Here is a 26,872-nt window from a genome sequence, read left to right as displayed (position 1 = left end):
TTTGCAAAAAAGAAACTATTTTCCTATCCCAATCATAAAAAGGAGATGCTCGAATGAGACCCCTTAACCACCTTAAAAGGCTGGTAATGGACGACTTAGGAAAGATAAATCTCAGCTAAGAATCAAATCATAAAACAAAATAGTTAATAGGGAGAAATCATGGCAGAACCAAAATACAAACGTGTCCTCATTAAGCTTTCAGGTGAAGCTCTAGCTGGTGAACGAGGTGTTGGGATTGATCTTCCAACTGTCCAAGCTATGGCTAAAGAAATTGCTGAAGTAGCGGATTCAGGTATTCAAATTGCTCTAGTTATCGGTGGTGGTAACCTTTGGCGTGGTGAACCTGCAGCTGAAGCAGGAATGGATCGTGTTCAAGCGGACTATACTGGAATGCTTGGAACAACTATGAATGCCCTTGTTATGGCAGATAGTTTGAAACAACTCGGTGTTGATACACGTGTTCAAACAGCGATTGATATGAAATCTGTGGCAGAGCCTTACATTCGTGGTCGTGCCCTTCGTCACCTTGAAAAAGGTCGTATTGTTATCTTTGCAGCAGGTATTGGTTCACCATACTTCTCAACAGATACAACAGCGGCTCTTCGTGCAGCTGAAATCGAAGCTGATGCTATTCTTATGGCTAAAAACGGCGTTGATGGTGTCTACAATGACGACCCTCGTAAAAACGCTGATGCTGTTAAATTTGACGAATTGACACACGTGGAAGTAATTAAACGTGGTTTGAAAATTATGGATGCCACAGCTTCTACCCTTTCAATGGATAATGACATTGACCTTGTTGTCTTCAACATGAACGAACCAGGAAACATCAAACGTGTTATCTTCGGTGAACAAATTGGAACAACTGTATCTAACAAAGCAGAATCACACAAATAAGAAAGAGAGAATTTATGACAAACGCAATTATTGAAAAAGCAAAAGAACGTTTCGCCCACTCACACGAGTCATTGGCCCGTGAATTTGGCTCTATCCGTGCAGGTCGTGCCAATGCCTCACTTCTTGACCGCATCACTGTAGAATACTATGGTGCTCCAACACCACTTAACCAATTGGCTTCAATCACGGTTCCTGAAGCACGTGTCCTTTTGATTTCACCATTTGATAAAGGTTCAATTGCTGATATCGAACGTGCTATCAATGAATCTGACCTTGGAATCAACCCAGCTAATGATGGTTCTGTTGTGCGCTTGGTTATCCCAGCACTTACGGAAGAAACACGTAAAGAGTTGGCTAAAGAAGTGAAAAAAGTCGGCGAAAATGCTAAAATCGCTATCCGTAACATCCGTCGTGATGCTATGGATGAAGCTAAGAAGCAAGAAAAAGACAAAGAAATCACAGAAGATCAATTGAAATCTTTGGAAAAAGATATCCAAAAAGCAACTGATGACGCTGTTAAGAAGATTGACAGCATGACAGCAGAAAAGGAAAAAGAACTCCTTACTGTTTAATCAATAGAAAATAAGGAGAGTGGGACAGAAGCAAAAGAGCATGGACTATGTTAGCTTCCTTGTCCGACTCTCTTTTTAGAGGAAAAAAGATGAATACATTACTTGGAACAATTATTACTGCCCTAGTAACTGATGAAAATGACAAATTTTATTTTGTTCAAAAGGACGGTGTGACTTTTGCCTTGTCTAAAGAAGAAGGGGAACACGCCATTGGTGACATGGTGACAGGTTTCGCCTATACAGATAGCAAGCAAAAATCACGTCTGACTCAAAAGGAAATCAAAGCAACTCGTGATTCTTATGATTGGGGAGAGGTCACTGAAGTTCGTAAGGATTTGGGTGTCTTTGTAGATGTGGGAATTCCAGATAAGGAGATTGTTGTCTCCCTTGATGTTTTGCCGGAACTCAAAGAGCTTTGGCCTAAGAAAGGCGATAAGCTCTATATCAAACTCGATGTGGATAAAAAAGACCGTATTTGGGGGCTTCCTGCTGAACCTGAGGTCTTTCAACGTATGGCTGGTCCCGCTTACGATAATATGCAAAACCAAAAATGGCCAGCCATTGCCTACCGTCTCAAACTCTCAGGAACCTTTGTTTATCTACCAGAGAATAACATGCTTGGTTTCATCCATCCCTCAGAACGTTATGCTGAGCCACGCTTAGGTCAGGTCCTTGAAGCGCGTGTGATTGGGTTCAGAGAAGTTGACCGTACCCTCAATCTTTCTCTTAAACCACGTTCTTTTGAAATGCTTGAAAATGATGCTCAGATGATTTTGACTTATTTAGAGAGCAATGGTGGCTTTATGACGCTTAATGACAAGTCATCACCAGCAGATATCAAGGCAACCTTCGGTATTTCTAAGGGACAATTTAAGAAAGCTTTAGGTGGTCTGATGAAAGCTAAAAAAGTCAAACAAGACCAGTTTGGAACAGAATTAATCGGTTAGGAGAAGGCATGAGAAAATCCTTTTATACTTGGTTGATGGCCCAGCGTAATCCGAAATCCAATGAACCAGTAGCAATCTTGGCTGACTTGGCTTTTGAAGATTCAACCTTCCCGAAGCATACTGATGACTTCGAAGAAGTCAGTCGTTACTTGGAAGATCAAGCTAGCTTTTCCTTTAATCTGGGGCAGTTTGACCAGATTTGGGAAGATTATCTGGCTCATTAATAGCGACTAAGTCTACGATAAGCATAATGACTTTTAGCATTTTCTTTAAAAAGTAATTACCATTTGAATTGGTATGAATTGTTACAATTTTTTACAAATATCTCAGCTGTTTTTCAATAAATTAGGCTTGTTACAACTAGTTAGTAATTGCTTTAAAGTGCAGTAAATCACCCCTTTTTTGACAAAAAGTGTGGTATTATTGTAGATGTTAAAATTGTTAAAAAAGGAATGAATTATACATGTTATCAAAATCTAAAACAACAAAGGCACTTCTTTACTCGACTGCAGCACTTTCACTTTTTGCTGCAAGTCACGTACATGCCGATGAAACTTCAAACTGGGCAGCACGTTCAGTAGATCAAATCAAAGCAGATATCGCTGTAAGTGATAACCAACAAACTTATACAGTTCAATACGGTGATACTTTGGGAAGTATCGCTGAAGCAATGGGTATCGATGTGAATGTTTTGGCTAACATCAATCAAATCACAAACATTGATTTGATTTACCCTGGAACAGTCTTGACAGCAACTTACAATGCTGATAATCAAGCTATCTCTGTTAAAGTTGAAACTCCAGCTTCAGAAACATCAACTACACCTGTAGTTGCAGAAGCTAATTTGACAACTAACGAAGTGACTGTAAATGGTCAATCTGTAGTTGCAGCGGACTTGACAGCTCCAGTTGAAACAGTAAGCACAACAGCTACTCAAGCACCTGCTACAGAAGAGTCAACTCAAGCTGTTTCAGAAGTGACAGAAGCTATCGCATCAGCATCAGAAGCACCAGCATACGCAGAAACTGAACAACCAGTTGCTGATGCTATTGATCATGTAACTGCGTCAGCAGAAGCTACGCCTGAAGCAGAAGCTACTCCAGCTGCTGAAACACCAGCACAACCTGAAGTAAAAGAAGAAGCACCAGTGGCAGAACCAGCAGCAACATCAGAAGCGTCTTCAGAAGCACCAGCGACATCAGAAGCGCCAGCAGAACAGCCAGCGGCAGAACCAACAGCAACATCAGAAGCGTCTTCAGAGGCACCAGCTGCTTCAGAAGCGCCAGCAGAACAGCCAGCGGTAGAACAAGCAGCAACGTCAGAAGTGGCATCAGAAGCACCAGTAGCTTCAGAGGCACCAGCAGCACAACCTGCATCAACGAATACACTTCCAACGGATCCACACCTTCAACCACAAGCTGAAGCTTTCCGTCAAGATGTAGCAGCACAATTCGGTCTTACTGATATCGGTGGTTACCGTGAAGGTGATCCACAAGACCATGGTAAAGGACTTGCCGTTGACGTTATGGTACCAGTTGGTTCAGAAGTTGGTAATCAAGTCGCTCAATATGCTGTAGACAATATCTCAAATGCAGGTATCTCATATGTCATCTACAGACAACAATTCTACGCACCAGTAGATAATATCTACGGACCAGCTAACACATGGAACCAAATGCCAGACCGTGGTAGCGTTACTGAAAACCACTATGACCACGTTCACGTGTCATTTAATGAATAAGTCAGAATAATAAAAAGTCACGCCTGGCGTGATTTTTTTGATATAATGGAGAAAAATACGAAAGAAAGAGGAACTCTATTTGCAAGAGTATTCTGTTGAAATTACCCTAAATCACCCAGATGATGTCTTGTCACTTTTTGGGACCAATGAGCGCCATCTAAAACTTATCGAGGAAAACCTAAATGTTATCATTCATGCTCGAACAGAGCGGGTGCAGATCCTTGGAGATGACGAGGAAAGTGTTGAATTGGCTCGTTTGACCATTCAAGCCCTCCTTGTTTTGGTGGAGCGTGGGATGCTAGTCAACACTTCAGATGTTGTCGCAGCCTTAACCATGGCTCAAGATGGTTCGATTGACAAGTTTGTTGCTTTATATGAAGAAGAGATTATCAAGGACAACAGTGGTAAGCCTATCCGAGTGAAGACCTTGGGGCAAAAGGTTTATGTTGATAGCATTAAAAACCATGATGTGGTCTTTGGGATTGGTCCAGCTGGTACAGGGAAGACCTTTTTGGCGGTTACCCTTGCGGTTACAGCTCTTAAACGTGGTCAAGTTAAACGTATAGTTTTGACACGTCCAGCAGTTGAGGCGGGTGAGAGCCTTGGTTTCTTGCCTGGTGATCTCAAGGAAAAGGTGGATCCTTACCTTCGCCCTGTTTATGATGCTCTTTACCAAATTCTCGGCAAGGAGCAGACGACCCGCCTTATGGAACGTGAAATTATTGAGATTGCCCCCCTTGCTTATATGCGTGGTCGTACCCTAGAGGATGCCTTTGTTATACTTGATGAAGCACAAAATACAACCATCATGCAAATGAAGATGTTCTTGACCCGTCTTGGTTTTAATTCTAAGATGATTGTCAATGGGGACATGAGTCAGATTGACTTGCCACGTCGTGTTAAATCAGGCCTTGTCGATGCTATGGAGAAATTGAAGGGAATCAAGGCTATTGATTTTGTTCACTTCTCTGCTAGCGATGTCGTACGTCACCCAGTTGTAGCTGATATCATTAATGCCTATGAAAAAGATGCACCTAAGCTTGACTTTGAGGGAAAATCAGAGGAAGCAAACAAGGTTGAAGAAGTAGCGTCAGGATTGACTGAATACCCAGTTATTGGTGCTGAGGATCTTAAAAAATAAATAGCTAAAAAGAGGTTTGAGAATATGTGTTCTCAACCTCTTTTCCTTTGTAGTCATGTTATCAGCTTTTCCCCTATTTTTGGTAAAATAGTATTGAAGAATGGGCCAATAAGAAGGGAAAAAGTATGACTAAAGCAAAAAAATGGAAGATTGCTATCATTGTATTGCTTGGACTTGTTGTGACAGTCTTGATAGCTATGGTAGAGGGAAGATTTTGGAAGTATCAACAGAACTATATTCCAGACGGCACTTATCAGATGATAAAATATGAGGCTAAATCGGCATATTCCAATGAATTGATAAATTGGACTGAGCGGGGAGAGAATAATGATAGTTTATATGAGGATTTTATAGTTGTTGAGAATATGAAATCTCAATTTTATTATGTTTTTGTGGGAGATGGGGAATCTTTTGTCTCACCATTTGAGCATGATGAAAAGCTCCCACAGACTTTTGACCCACGTACAGGGACTTTGAAACAGGATCTAACAGTCTCTGAATATGAAGCTCTAGTGATTTCTCATATAGATAAGATTTCTAAAAAGGGAGAGGAGTATTCAAGAGTAAAAGAAGTATCTGTCCAAAGGTGTGTAGACGATTATAAAAAAATGTTGAAGCAAAAAAGAACTTATGAAAAGCGCCCTAATGGTCTCGTTCTGACTGTTTATGCTGATGATGGACATATTGAGTCGCGTAGAACTTTTAAACGATTGAGCTCAGAGGAAGCCAAAGGGGTCAAAAGTGGTTATGATAGGGATTATGAGTATGCCTTGAAGTATTATAATTATTCAAGGCATGATGGGGATTATCTCATCTGGCGCTGATCCACTTACCAATCAAGCACCTCTTTACTATTGAGAATCATAGCCTAACGTTTTATTAAAGAACCTTACAGTCTTTATGATAATTGTCAAATACTATTTCACCATTTATTTTGGTACAATAGAACAGTAGACCAATAAAAAAGGAGATTATTATGAACCAGCAAGAGTGGATTGAGTACTTTGAATTAGTCAACGGTCGCAAACCAACTCCCGCAGAGTTAGCTCAAGCTCAGGCAGCAGGCGAGTTTATCCTTGAACGACCTAACCCTAACGTCTTTGGCTCAAATGGACAGGTGACGGAGCAAAGACCGATTAAACCAGCTGAACCTGTGATAACGATGACACAGCAGCCTCAGTTTGCCCAAACAACAGCAACCTTCCAACAAGTCGTACCTGCTAAAAAAGGTATGTCTAAGAAAACTAAGATTATTTTGGCATCAGTCTTTGGTTCCTTGGCAGCGATTTTACTTATCGTTGGAGGCTACTCACTATGGCGCTACCAATCAGGTAAGATTGCGGATGGAACATATGAGGTAGTTTCTTTCTCTCGTTATGATGAAGACAAAGATAAAATGGTTGACGGCATAGATGAATACAAGAACGAGGATTTGGAGTTTCAGTCTTTTGTAGTTGTAAAGAATAATCAATCTAGAACCTACAATTTAGTAGAGAGTGACAATAAATCATATGTTAGTTTGATGGACTATGAGATAGATGTTCCTCAGGTATTTGATCCGTGGAATAGAACAGAGAGTCAAGTTTTAGATGCGGATCAAGTCGAAGATGTCACAAAAGACTTCATGAAAAAGATGAGAAAAGACTATTCGTTTTATACCAAAGAGGAAGCTGACAAAGTCGTTAAAAAAACAACAAGAGAATATAAAGATACCTTGAAGGAAAAACGTACCTATGTCAAGCATGGCGATGAATACACTCTGACTACTTATGATAAAAAAGGGAAGCTTCAGTCACGTATTACTTATAAACGTATGAGTAAGGGAGACGCTGAGGAGCGCTGGGATGACTATAAGGATGCCATCAAAGATTATAAGAAAGATTTGAAGACTTATAGTGATCAATATGATGACTTCAAGGATTACTATGATTATGGTTATGGCTACAATTACGGCTATGGTTATGGTAATGACTATGGCTATGGTAATAGCGATGACTATGGTAGTGGTTCTAAATCAGGCTCTGACGATAGTAAAAGTAGTAAAAAATCTAGTGATAAAATCTAATCACCCAATGATGTAAATGAGTAAAGTGGTACGAGAAGGAGAGCCAAAACTCCATTCTGGTATCGCTTTTCTTTATATGGAAATAATCAAATAGCCTTGGAGTCTTTTTTCTGTTAGAATGGAAGTATCAATGAAAAAGGGGACTTTTATGAACGAAAAAGAGTGGTTAGATTATTTCGAAACAATCAATAATCGTAAGCCGACAGAGGAAGAAATCCAACAAGCAAAAGCTAATGGGGAATTTATTTCTCAAGAGGCTAAGGACGAGGGTATTAATCCACAGCAAGCTCAGTTGAGTGACCAAGTGACACAAGCCGTTTCACAAGTTGCTCCTGCTAAGACAGGCTTGTCTAAGAAAGCTAAAATTATTATTGCTTCTGTAGTGGGGGCGATTGTCCTAGTGGCACTTTCATTTGGTGGCTATGCGTTTATGCACTTGCAAGGCGGTAAAATACCTGAAGGAACCTATCTGCTTGAAACTTATCGCTTTTACCATAAAGATAAGAAGAAAATGGTTGATGGTATGGAATCTTTCAAGAAAAGTGGTCTAGAGGCTCATGATTTTGTTAAAGTCAAAGGTAATAATGTTAAATTTTATTTTTATACCTTAGCTGGCGGGAACAATCTGGTTGACTTTACAGACTATGATACTGACGAAGCATACCATCCAGATGCTTGGTCAGGAACGCTTAAACCAACCATGTCACTATCTGAATATACCAAAGTCATTGACCAAGCGGTAGATAATCAATACAAAATAAGTGAATATCGAACTCAGGCTGATAACGATGAAAGTAAAAAGATTTACGTTAAATCCTACAAAGAATCTCTTGAAGAAACCGTTCGATACAAGGTTAAGGGTGATAGATTGATCGTTACAACTTATAATAAGAAAGGCAAACTTATTGAAGAAAGAAGTTTCAAACGCCTATCAGGGGATGACGTGAAGAAATTAGATTATGACTATGAACGTGATGTTAGAGTTGATAAAAAGCGCTTCCAAAACTAGTAATGTTTAAAACCAGCTTAGCTGGTTTTTTTAGTGTCCAAAACGTGCTATAATAAGATGTTATATCATCAGTGTTAGCCCATTTGTTAACACATGAAAGGAAATTAAAATGACAAAAACATTCTACATCACAACACCTATCTATTACCCATCTGGTAAATTACATATTGGTTCTGCCTATACGACCATTGCTTGTGACGTCTTAGCACGTTACAAACGTATGATGAACTATGATGTCTTCTACCTTACTGGGCTTGATGAACACGGCCAAAAGATTCAACAAAAGGCTGAAGAAGCAGGAATCACACCACAAGAGTATGTGGATGGTATGGCTGTTGGTGTTAAGGACCTCTGGCAACTTTTGAATATCTCATACGATAAATTCATCCGTACGACTGATGATTACCATGAAAAAGTTGTTGCTCAAGTTTTCGAGCGTCTCTTGGAAAAAGGAGATATCTATCTTGGTGAATACTCAGGTTGGTACTCAGTTTCAGATGAAGAATTCTTCACTGAAAGTCAGTTGGCAGAAGTTTACCGTGATGAGCAAGGGAATGTCATTGGTGGGGTAGCTCCATCAGGACATGAAGTAGAGTTGGTTTCTGAAGAATCATATTTCTTTAAACTCAGCAACTACGCAGACCGTTTGACTGCCTTCTTTAAAGAACATCCAGAATTTATCCAACCTGATGGTCGTATGAACGAAATGCTTAAAAACTTCATCGAGCCAGGCTTGGAAGACTTGGCCGTGTCACGTACAACCTTTACTTGGGGAGTAAAAGTACCATCAGATCCAAAACACGTGGTTTATGTCTGGATTGATGCTCTTATCAACTATATCACTGCCCTTGGTTATGGTCAGGATGAGCATGGTAACTTTGATTTATTCTGGCAAAATGATGAAAATCACGAAATCATCCACATGATTGGTAAGGATATCCTTCGTTTCCACTCTATCTACTGGCCAATCATCCTTATGGCTCTTGATTTGCCATTGCCTACACGTCTTGTTGCCCACGGTTGGTTCGTCATGAAAGACGGTAAGATGTCTAAGTCTAAGGGAAACGTGATCTATCCAGAAATGTTGGTAGAACGTTTTGGTCTTGATCCACTCCGTTACTACCTCATGCGTAGTCTTCCTGTCGGTTCAGATGGTACCTTCACACCAGAAGACTATGTAGCTCGTATCAACTACGAACTGGCTAACGACCTTGGAAACCTCCTCAACCGTACAGTTGCCATGATTAACAAGTATTTCGGTGGGCAAGTGCCTGCCTATGTTGAGAACGTTACAGACTTTGATGCTGATTTGGCTAAAGTTGTGGCTGAAAATATCGAAGAGTTCCACAAACAAATGAAGGCTGTAGATTTCCCACGTGCCTTGGACGCCGTTTGGAACATCATTTCACGTACCAATAAGTATATTGATGAAACAGCTCCATGGGTCCTTGCAAAAGAAGATGGTGACAAGGAACAATTGGCAGCTGTTATGGCTCACTTGGCTGCTAGTCTTCGTGTCGTTGCCCACCTCATCCAACCATTCATGATGACCACTTCAAATGCCATCATGGAACAGCTCGGATTGTCAGGAGCGTTTGACCTTGAAAATCTTGAACTTTCAGGATTCCCAGAAAATGTGACAGTCGTTTCAAAAGGAACTCCAATCTTCCCACGTTTGGACATGGATGAAGAGATTGCCTATATCCAATCTCAAATGAACGCAGGCAAACCTCAAGAGAAGGAATGGAACCCAGAAGAGGTTGAACTTAAGTCTGAAAAAGACCAAATCAAATTTGATGACTTTGACAAGGTTGAAATCCGTGTCGCTGAAGTTAAAGAAGTAGAAAAAGTCGAAGGTTCAGACAAATTGCTTCGCTTCCGTCTTGACGCTGGTGACGGTGAAGATCGTCAAATCCTCTCAGGTATTGCTAAATTCTATCCAAACGAACAAGAATTGGTCGGCAAGAAACTTCAAGTCGTGGCTAATCTCAAACCACGTAAGATGATGAAGAAATATGTCAGCCAAGGTATGATTCTTTCCGCAGAACATGATGGCAAACTCACAGTCTTGACAGTAGATCCATCGGTTCCAAACGGAAGTGTGATTGGGTAAAATATCATGAAAAACAGTTTATCAATCTTTTGAATTGGGAAACTGTTTTTTACGAATCTTCAGTTGTGACTAAAGCGCTTGAAATAGATCTTTGTTGAGTGCTCGGCAGTTTTGCTTCCTTAAAACCGGAAATCATCTACTCTTAAGGAAAGTCTTAAGAGGACCTGATGTATAAGAAAACGAGTTCAGTCGAACTCGTTTTTTTATACACTATATTTCAATAAATGTTTAATGCGTTCCACACTTTCATCAGGACCATAAGCATTTGGGTATCGGTCTAGTTTACTGATAGCGTCAAGGTCTGCTTGGTCTAGGTGGAAGTCAAAGCTATTAAAGTTTTCCTTCATCCGTTCGATATGGGTACTCTTAGGAATGGTCAAAATCCCTTGTTGGGTTTGCCATCTGAGGATGACCTGGGCAACTGTCTTGCCATGTTTTTCAGCAATAGCAGTTAGAGTTGGGTCCTGAAAAATACCATCCTCTCCTCTATGAAAAGGAGCCCAGGCTTGCGTTAGGGTACCAAATTCCTTATCAGCTTTCTGGATTAGTTTGTGTTGTTTATAGGGATGCAACTCGATTTGATTGACTGCTGGAATTACAGGTGTCTGCAAGGCAAAATCCTCCAAACGCCCTGTTGAGAAGTTAGAAACACCAATGGCTCTAATAAGTTCTTCATGCTTAAGCTCAATCATAGCACGCCAGGCACCATGTAAGTCGCCAAAAGGTTGATGAATCAAATATAAATCAAGATAGTCAGTATCTAGTTTGCGAAGTGTTTCTTTTAGGGCTAATTTGGTATCTTCGTAGCCAAGCTGGCTAATCCAGGCCTTACTAGTCAGGAAAATATCCTCGCGAGGGATACCAGATGCCTTAATAGCACGTCCCACGGCTTCCTCATTTCGATAAAGGCTAGCAGTATCAATCAATCGATAGCCTACAGAAAGAGCATCTTCAACGGCTTTTTGACATTCCTTTTGATTAAAAATTTGCCAGACACCAAAACCAAGCACGGGTATTTTGATGCCATTATTAAGTGTTTGAAATTCCATTTTCTTCTCCTTAGTGGTGGGGTAGTAAGCTATCCTGAATTTCCTCGATAAAAGCTTGAATAATTGCGGATTGTTTCTGTTTATTATTGGTCACAAACCCCAAGGTGTGCTTTGGACTGTTCTTCAGTGGAAGTAAAACAATTTGGTCCTTAATGAAACTATTAACAATACCGAGACCAGAAGCGTAACTATCTGAGGCACAGAGCAGATTCATGACACTGCCTCGGTCATTACTGTAAATTACTTGTTGGTCAGGCAGAACCTCGAGAGGATCTTCGTCAAAATGGATTCCAGAGCTTTCTTGACGAAAGCGGACCTGTGGGTATCCCTCTAAATCTTTGAGATTGAGGGATTTTTTGTGAGCTAGGGGATGTTGGCGACCTAAGAAAATCTTAGTTTCAAACTCTCCAAGTGGGGTGAAAGTCAGATCCATGTGTTGGAAACTGCGTTCAAGGATATGGTCATTGTCTTCATCTAGATAAATAATCCCCAGGTCACTTTCGAAGCTCTCAACGCTTTTGAGAATCTTCCTAGTCGTTGTTTCAATCAGTTGAAATTCTTGATAATCACTACGAAAACGTTGGGCAATGTGAGCCATGGGAAGTGATAAGAAATCGTAGTGGTGACTGGCAACAGTGAATGATTTCTTGAATGATTTACGGTAACGTCCTTCTAGGAGATCTAACTCTCCAAGAATACGTTTGGCGTATTTGAGAAAATCATGACCGTCATCAGTTAGTTTAGCTCCTGTATTGGAACGCTCAAAGAGTTGGACACCAAGTTCTTCCTCTAAGTCACGGATGGATGCTGAGAGATTAGGCTGAGTCAAAAAGAGTTTTTTAGCAGCCTTACTAAAAGACCCTGTTTCAGCGATAGTCTGAACATAGCGACATTGTTGAAAATTCATAAGCATCCCCTTTGAAAAATATGATTGTAGGTCATATTATAACAAAATGAGAAGTCTAAAATCAGCAAAATTCTGATAGGAATAGATGAAGACCTGATATGAAATTTCTATGATTAAATCGTTTTAGGAGTAATTATGGAAATTGAGATAAGTCGTAAGAAAGCAGTTCTGATAAATGAAAAACTGCATCCACAGGTTAGACACTGAAAATCTAACTTATGGGATGCAGTTTGAAATATTAATCATTAAGATATCTAATGGCTTTCAATTTTTTAGGACGAATAAGGAAGAGTCCTAGGGCAATTAAAGGTAGCCAGAAAATGAAATTCCAGATACTTGTAGCTGGTGCAGCCTGTGTTGATTGCGAGATAAGGACACTGCCAAAATCAATCAAAAAGTGCAGAATAATAGTCCACCAGAGGCTACCGGTACGTAGGTAAATAGCAGCAAAGAATATGCCATAAGCTGTTGCATAATAAACTTGGAACAGGGTAGCGTTCAAGGGCTGGTGAGTAAGATTTCCGAGATGGGCCAATCCAAAAAATATGGCAGACAAGAAAACGACTCCTAAAACCTGTTTTGAAGATCTAATACCATCTTGAAAGGCGAGCTTAAGGAAAAGTCCACGAAAAAAATATTCCTCAAAAAAACCGGCTCCTAAGGCAATAATCAAGGCAGTTCCTATCATGTGAGGTGCTTTACTGATACCCAAAGCAACCGCAGAAAGAAAGAAAAAATCTGCCAAAAGAACCAACCAACAAACACTTAGGGTTTCAGACCAACTTATCTTTTTTGTCGATTTGATCTTTAATCCGAGGCGTCTCTGTACGATGAAATAGTACACACACATAAGGCCAAGCGTTTTAATGAGATAAGCTATATTCTCAGGCAGAGGCCTAAGAATCAAACGAAGTACAAGGTTCGCTAAAATAATACTAATCCCAAGAAGGATCAGCAATCTCATTTCTTTTTTTGTCATTGAAAAGTCCCCCAACTTTCTTAACATTTTTTTCAAGCATACGACGAAAAACGCTTAAAGTCAAGGTCTTGAAGGTATTTTTTATGTGTTTTTAGTTATGAAGAGGCCAGTTATTGATGACCTGCTTCTAATAGGAAGCCTATTCTATCGTTGAAACAGTTTATTATGAGAAAAAAATGAACGGCTGTAAGAAAGTAATAAGTGAAAACTCTGTAAAATCCTTACGAATTATAATTAATTGTAAAGAAATGATTAAATTATAACAAAAGTGTGTCAAATTTTAAAAACATGTAGCAAATATATAATATTTTTTTCAGAAAGCTATTGCCAAATTTTGAAAATCACGGTAGTATATTAAACGGTGAAGAAAATAGGTTAATAAAATGTTAACCAAGAAGGAGAAAGTGTAAATGAAAGTCAATCCATTTAAAACAACATTGTATTCAAGCGTATTGCTTGCAGGACTCGCGGCTACAAGCGTAGCAGCTGCGGATGAAGCTAAAGATGTAACAGCAACTACTGATACTGATGCAACCGTATCAAATACGGCTGCAGAATCAAGTGCTAACCTTGTTAAAACAACAGGTGATGCAGCAGTTGTTACTACAGTACCTGGAACAGAAGAAAAAACTACTACTGAAACAGATACTACTGTAAAAACAACAACTAAAGCTATTGCTGAAGTTTCAAATCCTGACTTCGATAACGCTGTTGAAGCTGCAACAACGACTGCAGCAGCATCAAAAGATTCTGCTGATGTTAAAGCTGTCCAAGATCAAGCAGCTAAAGATGCTCAAGAAGCTTCAAATACAGTTGTTTCTGAAAATAAATTGACTCGTGAAGAAGCTGATGCAGCTCTTACATCTGCAAAAGCAAATGTTGTTGCAACAGGGGGATTCACAGCTACAGAAGAAGCAGGTGTTAAACACACTAGCGTCGAAGCTGCTAACAATGACAACAAAGTTCAAACAACAGCTTTGACAACTGCGGTTTCAGAATATAAACAAAAACTTGCAGATTACAAGACACAATTGGATAAATACTACCAAGACGTTCTTGCCTATGCTGCTTGGGAAAAAGCTTATAAAGAATACACTGGTGGAACAACTGCTCGTCTTTTGACAAAAGGATTGGCTGAAAATGCTACCGGCTTGATCTATAAAACAGAATCTGATGCTACCATGACTGTTGAAAATTCAGCAGGTTCTGTTGACTACTTGGATAAAACAATCCAATCAGGTCACTCAGTAGATGAAATCCTTGAACAATTCAACACATCTCGTTACATTCCAAGTGACTTCAGCGCAGCTAACGGTACACAATACACTATCAATGCTGACGGTGAATACACTGAAGATGTATGGTTGAAGATGGCTACAGGTCAAACATTGACTGTAACATACAACAACCTAAACGGAACATCATTCAATGGTACTCCAGTTAAGAAAATTGTTGCAACTTACACTTTGGTAGAAACACCAAGTACAGATGGTTCAGCCATTGTTAAGTTGTATCACGATCCAACTAAGACACTTTTCATTGGTTCACAAACTGACGACACTAACAAAAAACTTCACGTTAAGATGAACTTGAACTTCTTTGATTCTGAGTCATCAGTGACACCACTTGATTTGTCTAAGAACGGATCAGTTTTGAGTATCTCATCACTTAACCACTGGAACACTGAGCTTGGAAACCACATTGAAAAAGTTGGTTTGAATGGTAATGAATACGTTCAAATTCCTGGTTCATCTATCACTTTGCATGAAGATGGTTATGCTTATGCAACAAACGATAACGAATTTGTGGCTAACGGTTCACGCTTTAACAGTGACCCAACAGTGGATCCAACAACTGGTGAAGTTACAGATGAAGGTTGGGATGCGATCAACCCAGACGGAACACCTCGTACGAAGAATGCCTACTATGGCGCTGCTGCAACAATCTTCAAGGGTGAACCAATGGACTTCATCGTAAGCGGAAATAACCTTAACGTTCCAACTGCTTACTGGTTCGCAACTAACTCAACAGTAGTTGTTCCTGAATTGCCAGAAGAACCAAACAAACCAGTTCTTCCAAACACTGTTTCAGCAAAAGTTACTTACCACAAAAACTTTGTATCTGTTGAAGAAACAACTGAGAAACCAAAACCTCAAGTACCAACAACTCCAACAGAACCTACACCAGGTAAACCTGTAACACCAACATCAGTACCTGTAAAAGAAGAAGCTCCAGCTCTTCCATCTACTGGTGAAAAATCAACAGCAGCTTCTGCAGCAGCAGGTGCAGCTATGGTGACATCAGCTTTGGCCTTGTTCGGTATTTCAACTTACAAACGTAAACACTAAGATAATACATAAAAAGCTAGGAAAATTTCCTAGTTTTTTTAGTTTGGAAAAATCAAGTTAACCAGAAATAATAAAGATGAAATTTTCTGACATTTCCTAAAATTACTTGATTTAGACTGAAAAAAGAAAAATAGACATACATTTTCTAATTTTTTCAAAATCGCAACTAAAGCCTATATTATAAGCTTTTCTCTATAGTTAACTATGTGTAAAATAAGGGTGTAAATATTATTTTCAAAAAATATGAAATAAATTAATTGACAAAAAATTATAATACAGTATAATAGATTGTGTTAGGAAGAGTTTGTTTTTTTGGCAGGGTGACTCCCTAGTCAAAAAGGACTAGCTTAGAATCTGGAATTCTAAGTTATCAAATTCCAATGTTTCATTGTGATGATTTAAAAAAGAGAAGATTTAAACAGCAAAAAATTAGATTAATCGATTTAAAACATCAGCATCATCGTAGCGGGAGCTAGCGGTATTTTTAATCCGTGTAGAGCAAACGACAGATTCAAAAACAGCAGAATCGGTAGAAACTAATCGTCAAAAGCGAAGAGGGAAAGAAAATAAAACAGTAACTGCTAATATACCTATCAGAAGGTGGACTAAACCTAATGACTGATAGGTGGTATGTTTTGAGAGTGCGGTTTTTAGCCGATACTCTTCTAGGAAATAGTATCTTGTAAGCAGTGCGACGTTCTGCGTAAAGAAGCTAGAGGGAAAGTTCTTCAGATTGACTGACTATCAATCACAAGATACTCTTAACTAGAAACCATTTTGGACCAACACGGTTTTGCGTTTGTTGGTATTGAACTGCACCTAGGGAAATGGTGGTTCAATGTTAGTAAATAAAGACTTTAACTAGTAAAAGTCTAAAAATTGTTTTATCTCATTATCAACTCAAGGATTAAGGTTTTAGTGGGATTGCGGAACAAAAGGGTGATAAGCATATTGGGATGATGCTTCAGTGACGGAATTTGACCAGATGTTTGTGAGAGCATCTGTCTATGCTACAATAGCTATTTTTAATGGCTATGTGGGATAGGAACTGTTTTCAAGGTCCTGGTACCAAGGAAAGTTGGGGGATTTTCCTTTAGGTATCGAGATTGTTGAAAAGAGATCAAATGGACTGAGCGGCACTTGTATCCCAAGGTAAGCAATACACCTATAAACCTAAGTTTCCATACAGCAGGGAGCAAGTTTCAGTTTGAATGGGGAACGCATCTAGAGTAATCTAGATGTTTTTTTATTTTGTGAATTCTTTTACGAATAAGTAAGAGAGTGCACGAAGGAGAGAGTCATGTTAATTGCAAGAAATCAGGAGGGGAAGCTTGTTTCAGCTCTAGAAACCAGTTTGCAACGTAAGGAATCCTATAGCTGTCCTGGTTGCCAGGGAGTTGTCCTGTTAAGGCATGGCCAGGTAATGTGTCCACATTTTGCTCATAAGTCTTTGCAAGATTGTCAGTTCTTCTCGGAGAATGAATCGGCCCAACATTTATCCCTTAAGGCAGCTTTGTATAAATCTTTGGTTAATCATGGTGAAAGAGTATGGATTGAAAAGGTTTTGCCTGAGATGGGGCAAATTGCAGATTTATTTGTCGGAGATTCCCTAGCTCTGGAAGTCCAGTGTTCTCGTTTATCCCAGCAACGTTTGAGAGAGAGGACACGTGCTTATCATCAAGCGGGTTACAAGGTGCGCTGGCTTTTAGGCGAAGACCTTTGGTTGGGTCAGCGTTTAACTGGTTTACAGCGGGACTTTCTCTGTTTTACGGCTAAGATAGGATTTCACCTATGGGAGCTTGATTGGAAGCGTGAGGAAATTAGACTTAAGTATCTCATCTATGAGGATATTTTTGGGAAAGTCTATTATTTAACTAAGGCCTGGTCGTTAACCGAAAATCTCATGACCGTTTTACGTTTTCCTTATCAAGCAGAGCAGGTTGAGACTTATCAAGTAACTCAGCGAAAGAGGGTCTCACATGTGATTCAACGAGAATTAATGGGGAAAAATCCAAGATGGATGAGAAGGCAGGAAGAAGCCTATCTTAAGGGAATGAATTTGTTATGCTTGTCTGATCAGGATTTTTTTCCACAAGTGAGATTTCCAGAATCTAAGCAAGGTTTTGTACAAATTAGACAGTCACTTGAAGGTTTTGAAAAGCTTTTTAAGCAATATTACCGAAAAAGGCATTTTTCTTATCGACAAACTCTCTACCCTCCCACCTTTTATGCTAAAATAGTAAAGAATAGATACAATTAAGGAGAATATTATGTCAGACAATCGTGCTCATTTAGAAGAGAAATATACATGGGATTTGACGACCATTTTTGCGACAGATGCAGATTGGGAGAATGAATATGAAAGCACTGTTCAGGATTTGAAGAAGGCTAGTGCGTATGCAGGTCATCTCTTAGATTCTGCTAAGAACTTGCTTGAGGCAACAGAACTTTATATGAGCCTTATGCGTCGCTTGGAGAAGATTTATGTCTATGCGTCAATGAAAAATGACCAAGACACAACAGTAGGGCTTTACCAAGAGTACCAAGCTAAGGCTTCAAACCTATATTCACAGTTGAGTGAAGCCTTTGCATACTTTGAGCCTGAATTTATGGACTTAGATGATAAGAAATTAGCTGAATTTAAAGAACAAGAGCCAGGTCTTGGACTTTATGACCACTATTTCGAACGCCTTTTGGCAAACAAGGACCACGTTCTTTCTCAAGAAGCTGAAGAGCTCTTGGCAGCAGCCGGTGATATTTTCAACGGTCCAACGGATACCTTCAATGTCTTGGATAATGCTGATATCCTCTTCCCATGGGTATCAGATGGTCAAGGGGATGTGGTTGAGTTGACACATGGTAACTTTATCACTCTCATGGAATCTAAGGACCGTGACATTCGTAAGGGAGCTTATGAAGCGATGTATGGGACTTACGAGCAGTTCCAACATACTTATGCACAAACACTCCAAGGCGTTGTCAAGGTTCACAATTACCAAGCCAAAGTTCGTCACTATAATTCAGCACGTCATGCAGCACTCGCGGCTAACTTTATTCCAGAGAGTGTTTATGATTCACTCTTGGAATCAGTGAACAAGCATTTGCCACTTTTGCACCGTTACCTTGATTTGCGTAAGAAGGTCTTGGGGCTTGACGAGCTTAAGATGTATGATGTTTATACACCACTTTCTGAGACTGAAACTGCTCTTACTTATGAAGAATCCCTCAAGAAAGCAGAAGAAGTCTTGGCAATCTTTGGTGAAGAGTATAGTAAAGGGGTTCATGCAGCCTTTACGGAACGTTGGATTGACGTTCACCCTAACAAAGGAAAACGTTCAGGTGCTTACTCAGGTGGGGCTTATGATACCAATGCCTTCATGCTTTTGAACTGGCAAGACACTTTGGACAATCTCTTTACCTTGGTTCACGAGACTGGCCACAGTTTGCATTCAACGTTCACACGTCAGACTCAACCATATGTTTACGGAGATTACCCAATCTTCTTGGCGGAAATTGCGTCTACAACCAATGAAAATATCTTGACAGAAACGCTTCTTAAAGAGGTTAAAGATGACAAGACACGTTTTGCTATTCTTAACCACTATTTGGATGGTTTCAAGGGAACTGTCTTCCGTCAAACACAATTTGCCGAGTTTGAACATGCTATCCATGAGGCAGATGCATCTGGTCAAATCTTGACCGCGGACTTCATGAATAAGCTTTACGCAGACCTCAATGAGAAATACTATAACCTCAAAGCTGAAGATAACTACGAAATTCAGTTTGAGTGGGAACGTATTCCACATTTCTACATGAATTACTATGTCTACCAATACGCTACAGGATTTGCTGCAGCAAGCTACTTGGCTGAAAAAATTGTTCACGGTACTGAAGAAGATAAGGAAGCCTACCTTACTTACCTTAAGGCGGGAAGCTCAGACTATCCTTTGGAAGTCATCAAGAAAGCTGGTGTTGATATGACCAATACCGACTACTTGGATGCTGCCTTCAAAGTTTTTGAAGACCGTCTCGTCGAATTAGAAGCCTTGGTTGAAAAAGGTGTGCACCTTTCTTAAAAAGAAGTTACCATATGAGAGAATCATTCTGAATCAGGATGATTCTTTTTATGTCTAAAAACGAACGTTTACTAGAATACAAGTTCTAATTGATTTGAAAATGTGTTGATGAGCATATTTATAGCCCCTAGTTTATATTCATGATAGACTGAAAACCTAACGTTTTATAGTTGATAAGTGAACAATGTTCAGAAATAGAAAGTAGGTTTTTGTGAAAACAACCAATCGTTATCTTGTAGCAACGTGTGGTGTCTTACTCCATCTCATGTTGGGGTCTACCTATGCTTGGAGTATCTATCGTAATCCTATTATGGCCCAGACTGGCTGGGATCAATCTTCAGTTTCTTTTGCCTTTTCGTTGGCCATCTTTTGTCTAGGACTCTCTGCAGCTTTCATGGGGCGTCTGGTTGAAAAATTTGGTCCTAGGGTGACTGGAAGTATGTCGGCTGTTCTCTATGCTGGGGGAAATATTCTGACAGGAGTTGCCATTGCTCATGGAGAGCTGTGGATGCTTTATCTTGGTTATGGTATTCTTGGTGGTCTAGGACTGGGTGTGGGTTATATTACACCTGTTTCAACTATTATTAAGTGGTTTCCTGATAAGCGTGGACTTGCGACTGGCCTTGCCATTATGGGCTTTGGCTTTGCCTCGCTGCTAACTAGTCCCATTGCTCAATATCTGATTCAGGCACGTGGTGTTGAGCAGACCTTTTATATTTTGGGAGTCGTTTATTTTGTTGTTATGCTATTTGTCTCACAATTCATTAAACGACCAAGTGTAGAGGAAGCACAACTGTTGGCTGACAAGAGTCCAAACCGTCAGGCTGCTGATTTGAGCAAGGGAGTTACGGCTAATGAGGCTCTGAAATCATCAACTTTCTACTGGTTATGGCTTATTCTGTTTATCAATATTTCATGTGGCTTAGCCCTTGTCTCTGCTATTTCTCCAATGGCTCAAGATATGGTTGGGATGTCAGCGGAATCAGCGGCAGTTGTTGTAGGTGTTATGGGAATCTTTAATGGTTTTGGTCGCCTTCTGTGGGCAGGTTTATCAGATTATATTGGGCGTCCGAAGACTTTTATCCTCCTCTTTGTGGTTAATATCGTTATGGCCATCCTCCTAATTGTCCTGCAAGTGCCACTTGTCTTTGTGGTTGCGATGGCTGTTCTGATGACTTGCTACGGGGCAGGATTCTCCTTGATTCCTCCCTACCTTAGCGATATCTTTGGGGCAAAGGAGTTGGCTACCCTTCATGGTTATATTTTGACTGCCTGGGCTATGGCAGCCTTAGTGGGGCCGATGCTCTTATCGGTAACTTATGAATTGACAAAATCTTACCAGATGACACTTCTTGTTTTCATCGCTCTTTACATGGTAGCTTTGGTCATTTCCTATCTCGTGAAAAAGAAGGTCATCAGTCAAGTGGCTTAATAATTACGATTTGGTTTATAGATAAGAAATATCTATAGCACTCGCTAGGGATTTTTTATATAATAAAACACATGGTTAAATCATATAGTAAAAATGCAAATCACAACATGCGTCGCCCAGTAGTAAACAAAGATATCGTAGATTACATGCGAACGCATCTTCAAGAAAATACAGGGCATTTGGCTGAACTGGAAGCCTTTGCTCGGAAAGAAAATATTCCAATTATCCAGCACGAGGTTGTTGCCTACTTCCGGTTCTTGTTGCAGACCTTGCAGCCTAAGAAAATCCTAGAGGTAGGGACAGCTATTGGTTTTTCAGCCCTCCTTATGGCTGAGTACGCTCCTGATGCTCAGATTACGACGGTTGATCGTAATGAAGAAATGATTGGCTTTGCCAAGGAAAATCTAGCCAAGTATGACAGCCGCAAACAAATTACCTTGGTTGAGGGGGATGCAGCAGAAGTTTTGCAAGATTTGGACACTGATTATGATTTTGTCTTTATGGATTCAGCCAAGTCTAAATATATCGTCTTTCTGCCTGAAATCCTAAAACGTCTCAAGGTAGGTGGTGTCATCGTCTTTGATGATATCTTCCAAGGTGGGGACATTGCCAAAGACATCATGGAAGTTCGTCGTGGTCAGCGTACGATTTACCGTGGCTTGCATCGTCTGTTTGATGCGACCTTAGATAACCCTGGATTGACTGCTAGTTTGGTCCCTATGAGTGACGGACTTCTTATGCTTCGGAAAAATTCTGAAAATATTATCTTGCCAGATTAAGCATTATTTAAGTAAGTGTGGTATAATAGCAGAGATATTGACAATTTAAGGAGTAGATAGAATGGCTAAAGAAAATGAAAACCTTGAGTCAACAGAAGAAACTGTTGAAGAGGTTGTAGCAGACAAAGACGCAGAACAAGAGCATCTTGATCGCCAAAAAGAAGAAGAGGAAAGCATCGCCCTCGCCAGTGAAAAAGCGAAAGAAAAAGCTAAACGTGCTAAAACTAAAAAGACACGTGATGCTGGTAAACCAAGCTCAGGTGGTCGCTTCCTTGGGGGTCTTGCCCTTGTAGCTGTTTCAGCTCTCGTTGGTGCAGGTGCTATGTATGTTTCTCTAGGTAACAAAACAACTGAAGAAACAACTTTGGTATCTATGAAAGGTGATACTGTTACTGTTGGTGATGTTTTTGATTCACTTAAAGGTAGCAGCCAAACACAACAAAGTGTTTTGAGTGCAACTTTGCAAAAGGCTCTTGAAAAAGAATATGGTAGCAAGGTCAGCAAAGAAGACGTTGACAAAGCTTATAAGCAAGCTTCAGAACAATACGGAGATCAATTCTCACAAGTACTTGCAGCCTATGGTCAAACAGAAGAGTCATACCGTAATCAAATCCGTACACAAAAATTGGTTGAGTATGCTGTTAACCAAGCCGCACAAAAAGATTTGACGGAAGCAAATTACAAGGCTGCCTACGATAACTACACACCAAATACAGAGGTGCAAGTGGTTTCAACTACTGATAAAGCAGTTGCAGATAAAGTAGACTCTGAAGCTAAGGCAGAAGGAGCAGATTTCTCACAAGTTGCTAAAGATAACAGCTTGGAAGTGACTTCTAAGACAGTTAACTCAGCTTCTCAAGACTTCCCAGCAGATGTTTTGACAGCAGCCTTCAAACAAGATGCTAATGCCGTCTCTGACGTGGTGACTGTTTCAAACAGCTCAACTGGTGCTGCAACTTATTACATCGTCAAAACTGTTTCAAAATCTGAGAAAAATGCAGATTGGAAAAATTACAAGGATGATTTGACTAAGGTTATCATCAATGGTAAGAAAGCTGATACTAACTTCACTAACTCAGTGATTGCTAAGGTCCTTAAGAAATATAATGTTAAAGTTGTAGACAAGGCCTTCAGTGCAATTCTTGACCAGTATGTGACTGGTTCTGGGGCTTCATCAAGTTCATCATCAAGCTCTAGCAAATAAATCACAAGATAGAGTTGATAATGCCATTATCAGCTTGACCTAAGACCTAAAACACGTTAAAATGGAGAGTAACTGAGAGTTTTAATATCATGAGACTTTTAGTTTTCCCTTTGAGAATGGTAATCATCGCTTCTGATACAGAAAAATGGCGGTCGCTGCGAGCCATGGACGAATCTGGTTACTTGCTACTCAAAGTTCACAATTAAAGACAAATAAGAATGACAAGTTCATTGAATGAAGGTGGTACCGCGGTTCACGTCGCCCTTCGTTTAGTGGTCTTGTCTTTTATTCTTTGGGTATTTTCTGAATGAAATGTATGGCAATATTGGAGGTAGCGTATGAAAACCTATTTTGTCAAACAGAAGTTTCGATTGGGTGGCGAACGCTTTGATATCAAGGATGATCAAGGTAGAGTTGCCTATCAGGTTGAAGGGTCCTTTTTTAAGATTCCAAAGACCTTTACGATTTTTGGTGAGGACGGTCGTGAGGTTAGTCATATCACCAAGGAGCCACTTAGTCTCTTGCCTAAGTTTACAGTAGACTTGCAGGATGGTTCGAGTTTTTACATTCGTAAAAAACTAACCCTTCTTCGTGATAAGTATGATGTCGATAATCTTGGCTTGCGAATAGAGGGTAATATTTGGGACTTGGATTTTCAACTGCTTAATAGTCAAAATCAGGTAGTTGCTAGGATTCAAAAGGAGCTCTTCCATCTGACATCGACCTATACTGTTACTGTTTATGAAAATACTTACGCCGATTTGGCCATTTCCCTGTGTGTTGCTATTGACTATGTGGAAATGCTCGAGAATAGCTCAAAATAAGAAACATTTATTTAAGGAGAAACAATGAAACAACTTACTTCAGCACAAATTCGTCAAATGTGGCTTGATTTCTGGAAATCAAAAGGTCACGCTGTTGAACCATCAGCTAACTTGGTTCCAGTTAACGATCCAACCCTTCTTTGGATTAACTCAGGGGTTGCCACTTTGAAAAAATACTTTGATGGCTCTGTGATTCCTGAAAATCCACGTATCACCAACTCACAAAAGGCTATCCGTACCAATGATATCGAAAACGTTGGTAAGACAGCTCGTCACCACACAATGTTTGAAATGCTTGGTAACTTCTCAGTTGGTGACTACTTCCGTGACGAAGCTATCGAATGGGGTTATGAGCTTTTGACAAGCCCAGAGTGGTTTGATTTTCCAAAAGACAAACTTTACATGACTTACTATCCAGATGATAAAGATTCATACAACCGTTGGATTGCTTGCGGTGTTGAACCTAGTCATTTGATTCCAATTGAAGATAACTTCTGGGAAATCGGTGCTGGACCTTCAGGACCAGATACTGAAATCTTCTTTGACCGTGGCGAAGACTTTGACCCTGACAATATTGGTATTCGTTTGCTTGAAGAAGATATTGAAAACGATCGTTACATTGAAATTTGGAACATCGTTTTGTCACAATTCAACGCAGATCCAGCTGTTCCACGTTCAGAATATAAAGAACTTCCTAATAAAAACATTGATACGGGCGCAGGTCTTGAACGTCTTGTAGCCGTAATGCAAGGGGCTAAAACAAACTTTGAAACAGACCTCTTCATGCCTATCATTCGTGAAATCGAAAAAATGTCTGGTAAAACTTATGATCCAGATGGTGACACAATGAGCTTCAAGGTTATCGCTGACCACATCCGTTCATTGGCATTTGCCATTGGTGATGGTGCCCTTCCAGGTAATGAAGGTCGTGGTTATGTCCTTCGTCGTCTTCTCCGTCGTGCCGTAATGCACGGCCGTCGTCTCGGCATTTCTGATGCTTTCTTGTACAAACTTGTTCCAACTGTTGGTCAAATCATGGAAAGCTATTACCCAGAAGTTCTTGAGAAGAAAGACTTTATCGAAAAAATCGTTAAACGTGAAGAAGAAACCTTTGCACGTACCATCGATGCAGGTTCAAGCATGCTTGACGAGCTTCTTGCTAACCTTAAGAAATCTGGTAAAGATACGCTTGAAGGTAAAGATATCTTCAAACTTTACGATACTTATGGATTCCCAGTGGAATTGACAGAAGAGTTGGCTGAAGATGAAGGCTTCAAGATTGACCATGAAGGTTTCAAAGCTGCCATGAAAGAACAACAAGAACGTGCGCGTGCTAGCGTGGTTAAAGGTGGTTCTATGGGTATGCAAAATGAAACACTCGCCAACATCACTGAACCATCTGAGTTCTTGTATGAGGCTGAAACAGCAGAAAGCCGTTTGAGCGTCATCGTTGCTGACGATGCTCGTCATGATAGTGTAAATTCTGGTCAAGCACTCCTTGTCTTTGAACAAACACCATTCTACGCTGAAATGGGTGGACAAGTAGCAGACCACGGTACGATCTCAGATGCAGCTGGTACAGTCGTTGCGCGTGTTGTTGATGTTCAACGTGCGCCAAATGGACAAGCCCTTCACACTGTTGAGGTTGAAGGCGAACTTGTTGTAGGTGCTAACTACAAACTTGAAATTGACCACACACGTCGTCACCGTGTTATGAAAAACCACACAGCGACTCACCTCTTGCATGCTGCCCTTCATAATATTGTTGGTGATCATGCTGTTCAAGCGGGTTCTCTTAATGAACAAGAATTCTTGCGTTTCGACTTCACTCACTTTGAGGCTGTAACTCCAGAAGAATTGCGTGCTATCGAAGAACAAGTCAACGAAGAAATCTGGAAAGCAACTCCAGTAACAACTATTGAAACAGACATTGACACTGCTAAATCAATGGGAGCTATGGCCCTCTTTGGCGAAAAATATGGTAAGAATGTTCGCGTCGTTTCAATCGGTGATTACTCTGTTGAGCTTTGTGGTGGTACGCACGTTGCCAACACTGCTGAAATCGGTATGTTCAAGATTGTGAAAGAAGAAGGTATCGGTTCAGGAACACGTCGTATCTTGGCAGTGACATCACGTGAAGCTTACCTTGCTTACCGTGAAGAAGAAGATGCCCTCAAAGCGATCGCAGCAACACTTAAGGCACCACAATTGAAAGAAGTACCTAACAAGGTTGCTAGCCTTCAAGAGCAGTTGCATGCCCTTCAAAAAGAAAATGCTGCTCTTAAAGAAAAAGCAGCAGCTGCAGCAGCTGGTGATGTCTTCAAAGACGTTAAAGAAGCTAACGGTGTTCGTTACATCGCTAGCCAAGTGGAAGTATCTGACGCAGGTGCCCTTCGTACATTTGCTGACCAATGGAAACAAGCAGACTACTCTGACGTCCTTGTCCTTGCAGCTCACATTGGCGAAAAAGTTAATGTCCTTGTAGCAAGCAAGTCTAAGGATGTTCACGCAGGTAATGTCATCAAGGTTCTTGCACCAATCGTATCAGGTCGTGGTGGTGGTAAACCAGATATGGCCATGGCCGGTGGTAGCGATGCCAATGGTATCCAAGATCTTCTTTCAGCAGTAGCAGAACAGCTTTAAGATGTGATACAATAAAAGAAACTTGAAAAGGTAGGATGAAAATCCTATCTTTTTTTCTTTAAAAACTTTAGTAATAATATTGAAATAATTGTAAAAAATATTTCAAAGGGGTATAATAGAAATATGAAAACGGTTCCAATTTTTTG

21 protein-coding genes are annotated in these 26,872 nt (G+C 40.2%); 18 read left to right on the top strand and 3 right to left on the bottom strand.

Going from position 1 to position 26,872, the window contains the following annotated elements; genetic code table 11:
* Window positions 1–159 precede the first annotated feature (159 nt).
* The 10 genes from pyrH (at window position 160) to metG (ending at window position 10,485) form a co-directional block, all read left to right on the top strand.
* Window positions 160–897 (top strand): UMP kinase, encoded by a 738-nt coding sequence (gene pyrH, locus HMPREF1519_RS09510; RefSeq protein WP_002885551.1) that lies wholly within the window; start codon window positions 160–162, stop codon window positions 895–897.
* Window positions 898–911: 14 nt separating this feature from the next.
* Window positions 912–1,469 (top strand): ribosome recycling factor, encoded by a 558-nt coding sequence (gene frr / locus HMPREF1519_RS09505; protein ID WP_014633971.1) that lies wholly within the window; start codon window positions 912–914, stop codon window positions 1,467–1,469.
* Window positions 1,470–1,558: 89 nt separating this feature from the next.
* The gene (gene cvfB, locus HMPREF1519_RS09500; RefSeq protein WP_002886710.1) at window positions 1,559–2,416 is read left to right on the top strand and encodes an RNA-binding virulence regulatory protein CvfB; all 858 of its coding nucleotides are present in this window, start codon (window positions 1,559–1,561) and stop codon (window positions 2,414–2,416) included.
* An 8-nt stretch (window positions 2,417–2,424) separates the two neighbouring features.
* Entirely contained in the window at window positions 2,425–2,640 is a 216-nt protein-coding gene (locus tag HMPREF1519_RS09495) for a YozE family protein (protein WP_002885591.1), read from the top strand.
* Between the two features lie 239 nt (window positions 2,641–2,879).
* The gene (locus tag HMPREF1519_RS09490) at window positions 2,880–4,157 is read left to right on the top strand and encodes a LysM peptidoglycan-binding domain-containing protein (RefSeq protein WP_037612012.1); all 1,278 of its coding nucleotides are present in this window, start codon (window positions 2,880–2,882) and stop codon (window positions 4,155–4,157) included.
* Between the two features lie 79 nt (window positions 4,158–4,236).
* Window positions 4,237–5,298: a PhoH family protein gene (locus HMPREF1519_RS09485; protein WP_037612010.1), complete on the top strand. Its 1,062-nt coding sequence runs from the start codon at window positions 4,237–4,239 to the stop codon at window positions 5,296–5,298.
* A gap of 125 nt (window positions 5,299–5,423) precedes the next feature.
* A complete protein-coding gene (locus tag HMPREF1519_RS09480; RefSeq protein WP_037612008.1) occupies window positions 5,424–6,122 on the top strand; it encodes a hypothetical protein in 699 nt (232 codons plus the stop codon).
* Between the two features lie 152 nt (window positions 6,123–6,274).
* Window positions 6,275–7,363, top strand: a complete 1,089-nt coding sequence (locus tag HMPREF1519_RS09475; protein ID WP_037612006.1) for a hypothetical protein — start codon at window positions 6,275–6,277, stop codon at window positions 7,361–7,363.
* Between the two features lie 130 nt (window positions 7,364–7,493).
* Window positions 7,494–8,372, top strand: a complete 879-nt coding sequence (locus HMPREF1519_RS09470) for a hypothetical protein (RefSeq protein WP_037612004.1) — start codon at window positions 7,494–7,496, stop codon at window positions 8,370–8,372.
* A gap of 109 nt (window positions 8,373–8,481) precedes the next feature.
* A complete protein-coding gene (gene metG / locus HMPREF1519_RS09465) occupies window positions 8,482–10,485 on the top strand; it encodes a methionine--tRNA ligase (RefSeq protein ID WP_022496238.1) in 2,004 nt (667 codons plus the stop codon).
* Window positions 10,486–10,688: 203 nt separating this feature from the next.
* Here the strand turns inward: metG and HMPREF1519_RS09460 are convergent, their stop codons facing one another.
* From HMPREF1519_RS09460 to HMPREF1519_RS09450, 3 genes are all read right to left on the bottom strand, one after another.
* Complete coding sequence (locus HMPREF1519_RS09460) at window positions 10,689–11,534, bottom strand: aldo/keto reductase (protein WP_022496237.1); 846 nt, start codon at window positions 11,532–11,534, stop codon at window positions 10,689–10,691.
* Window positions 11,535–11,544: 10 nt separating this feature from the next.
* Window positions 11,545–12,441 (bottom strand): LysR family transcriptional regulator, encoded by an 897-nt coding sequence (locus HMPREF1519_RS09455; protein ID WP_002885507.1) that lies wholly within the window; start codon window positions 12,439–12,441, stop codon window positions 11,545–11,547.
* 238 nt (window positions 12,442–12,679) lie between these two features.
* On the bottom strand, window positions 12,680–13,420 hold the full coding sequence (locus HMPREF1519_RS09450) for a CPBP family intramembrane glutamic endopeptidase (RefSeq protein ID WP_037612002.1): 741 nt from the start codon (window positions 13,418–13,420) through the stop codon (window positions 12,680–12,682).
* 410 nt (window positions 13,421–13,830) lie between these two features.
* Between HMPREF1519_RS09450 and HMPREF1519_RS09445 the strand changes: the two genes are divergently transcribed.
* The 8 genes from HMPREF1519_RS09445 to alaS all read left to right on the top strand — a co-directional run bounded on the left by HMPREF1519_RS09445 (window position 13,831) and on the right by alaS (window position 26,726).
* A complete protein-coding gene (locus HMPREF1519_RS09445) occupies window positions 13,831–15,768 on the top strand; it encodes a GbpC/Spa domain-containing protein (protein WP_037612001.1) in 1,938 nt (645 codons plus the stop codon).
* A 1,300-nt stretch (window positions 15,769–17,068) separates the two neighbouring features.
* The gene (locus HMPREF1519_RS09440) at window positions 17,069–18,028 is read left to right on the top strand and encodes a competence protein CoiA (protein WP_037611999.1); all 960 of its coding nucleotides are present in this window, start codon (window positions 17,069–17,071) and stop codon (window positions 18,026–18,028) included.
* A 10-nt stretch (window positions 18,029–18,038) separates the two neighbouring features.
* Window positions 18,039–19,844, top strand: coding sequence for an oligoendopeptidase F (pepF, locus tag HMPREF1519_RS09435; RefSeq protein WP_037611997.1), 1,806 nt, complete (start codon window positions 18,039–18,041; stop codon window positions 19,842–19,844).
* A 211-nt stretch (window positions 19,845–20,055) separates the two neighbouring features.
* The gene (locus HMPREF1519_RS09430) at window positions 20,056–21,276 is read left to right on the top strand and encodes an L-lactate MFS transporter (RefSeq protein WP_037611995.1); all 1,221 of its coding nucleotides are present in this window, start codon (window positions 20,056–20,058) and stop codon (window positions 21,274–21,276) included.
* A gap of 71 nt (window positions 21,277–21,347) precedes the next feature.
* Window positions 21,348–22,055, top strand: coding sequence for an O-methyltransferase (locus tag HMPREF1519_RS09425; protein WP_037611993.1), 708 nt, complete (start codon window positions 21,348–21,350; stop codon window positions 22,053–22,055).
* A gap of 61 nt (window positions 22,056–22,116) precedes the next feature.
* Entirely contained in the window at window positions 22,117–23,259 is a 1,143-nt protein-coding gene (locus tag HMPREF1519_RS09420; RefSeq protein ID WP_037611991.1) for a peptidyl-prolyl cis-trans isomerase, read from the top strand.
* Window positions 23,260–23,597: 338 nt separating this feature from the next.
* Complete coding sequence (locus tag HMPREF1519_RS09415; RefSeq protein WP_037611989.1) at window positions 23,598–24,083, top strand: LURP-one-related/scramblase family protein; 486 nt, start codon at window positions 23,598–23,600, stop codon at window positions 24,081–24,083.
* 24 nt (window positions 24,084–24,107) lie between these two features.
* Window positions 24,108–26,726: an alanine--tRNA ligase gene (gene alaS, locus HMPREF1519_RS09410; RefSeq protein ID WP_013990152.1), complete on the top strand. Its 2,619-nt coding sequence runs from the start codon at window positions 24,108–24,110 to the stop codon at window positions 26,724–26,726.
* The last annotated feature ends 146 nt before the right edge of the window (window positions 26,727–26,872 follow it).

The sequence above is a fragment of the Streptococcus sp. SR4 genome, from assembly GCF_000517725.1.
Taxonomy (GTDB): Bacteria; Bacillota; Bacilli; order Lactobacillales; family Streptococcaceae; genus Streptococcus; species Streptococcus salivarius_F.
The sequence above is the reverse complement of the archived record's forward strand: the minus strand, read 5'-3'. Positions and strand labels throughout refer to the sequence as shown.